Annotated in this window: 2 protein-coding genes; both read left to right on the plus strand. The window is 66.0% G+C overall.

Annotated features, from left to right (window positions below):
- The first annotated feature begins 212 nt into the window (after positions 1-212).
- Positions 213-824: a glutathione S-transferase family protein gene (locus ACIPIA_RS16210; protein WP_400511003.1), complete on the plus strand. Its 612-nt coding sequence runs from the start codon at positions 213-215 to the stop codon at positions 822-824.
- Entirely contained in the window at positions 824-1291 is a 468-nt protein-coding gene (locus ACIPIA_RS16215; protein WP_400511004.1) for a hypothetical protein, read from the plus strand. The genes ACIPIA_RS16210 and ACIPIA_RS16215 overlap by 1 nt, the downstream gene beginning before the upstream one ends.
- Positions 1292-1456 lie beyond the last annotated feature (165 nt).

Below are 1456 nucleotides of genomic sequence, written 5' to 3' on the forward strand. Positions count from 1 at the left end.
AGGAGGATGACGCGCGGGCGGCCGGGCGCGGGCTCTGGGCGCTGGAGTTCGAACGGCCGGAGGCCTGGCGCCGCGCCCACCCGCGCTGAAGCCGCCCCGGAACCATCGGCTGCCGGTCAGCACAGGCCATTCTGGCGCCAAGAAGCGCCGCCATGTGGTTGACCTTCCGGCGTAGGCCGTGATCGGGTGCGGCCGGAGACGGAGAGTATCTGATGAAGCTCTATGACGGCGGACGGGCGCCAAACCCGCGGCGGGTCCGCATCTTCTTCGCGGAGAAGGGCGTGCCTCTGCCTGAGCTGGTGGCGATCGATATCGCCAAGAAGGAACACAGGACCGAGGCGTTCACGCGGATCAACCCGGCGCAGCGCCTGCCAGTGCTGGAGCTCGACGACGGCACGGCACTCGCGGAAACCATAGCGATCTGCCGCTATATCGAGGCGCTGCATCCACAGCCGGCAATGTTCGGCCGGGACGCCAAGGAGCAGGCTACGATCGAGATGTGGAACCGGCGCGTCGAGCTCGGCCTCTTCGCCAGCGTCGCGGCAGTCTTCCGCCACAGCCATCCTTCGATGGCAGAACTGGAGGAGCAGGTGCCGGAATGGGCCGAGGCGAACCGCGACCAGGTCGACGACCATCTCTGGCTGCTCGAGCTGCAGCTTGCCAGCAATCCCTTCGTCTGCGGGGAAACCATGACAGTCGCGGATATCACGGCCGGTATCGCCATCGATTTCATGAAGCCGTCGCGGATTCCGCTGCCTGAGGATTTCGTCCACATCCGCCGCTGGCATGGCGACCTGTCGACGCGCCCGAGCTGGAAGGCGTGATGTGTCGGCTGGTCCTGGCCCTGCTTGCTCTCCTCGCCCCGATGGCCGCGGCGCAGGCTGTGGAGCGATTGAGCGGCGAGGCGATCGAGCGTGCCTTCCGGGGCAATACCGTGTCGGGGCGCTACACCAATGGCGGTTTCTTCACCGAGTACCATGATCCGGACGGCCGCGCGCTCGGCCATAATGGCTGGCAACCCAATACCGATGCCTGCTGGATCACCAAGCCGGATCGCATCTGCTACTACTACGGTCCACCGAGCGACCGGACGGTGCATTGCTTCACCGTCGAGCTGAGCGGCGAGCTCTACGTGCTGCGCAATGTCGGCAACGGCGCTGTCAATGCGCTGGCCAAGGTCGAGCCCGGCAATCCGCGCAACCACACCGACAACGGCACAGCGTGGTATTGCGACGGGCTGATCTCGCGTGCGCCGACGCCGCGGATGAGCCGCAGGCTGGCGCAGCGCTGATGGCCCGGTATCTGCGAATCTCAGCTCTTGCGCTCGGCATTCTTGTCGCGGCGGCGGCTGGCGCGGCCGAACGGCTGAATGGGGAGCAGATCCGGCGCATCTTCGAAAACAACACCGTCACCGGTCTCTACACCGGCAGCAATCTGCCGTTCAGCGAGTATCACC

Source organism: Allobosea sp. CER48 (assembly GCF_044752385.1).
Lineage (GTDB): Bacteria > Pseudomonadota > Alphaproteobacteria > Rhizobiales > Beijerinckiaceae > Allobosea.

Bases quoted from the DNA above. Each gene is read 5' to 3' on its own strand.
- ACIPIA_RS16210 (WP_400511003.1), top strand. From the start codon at position 213: ATGAAGCTCTATGACGGCGGACGGGCGCCAAACCCGCGGCGGGTCCGC.
- ACIPIA_RS16215 (WP_400511004.1), top strand. From the start codon at position 824: ATGTGTCGGCTGGTCCTGGCCCTGCTTGCTCTCCTCGCCCCGATGGCC.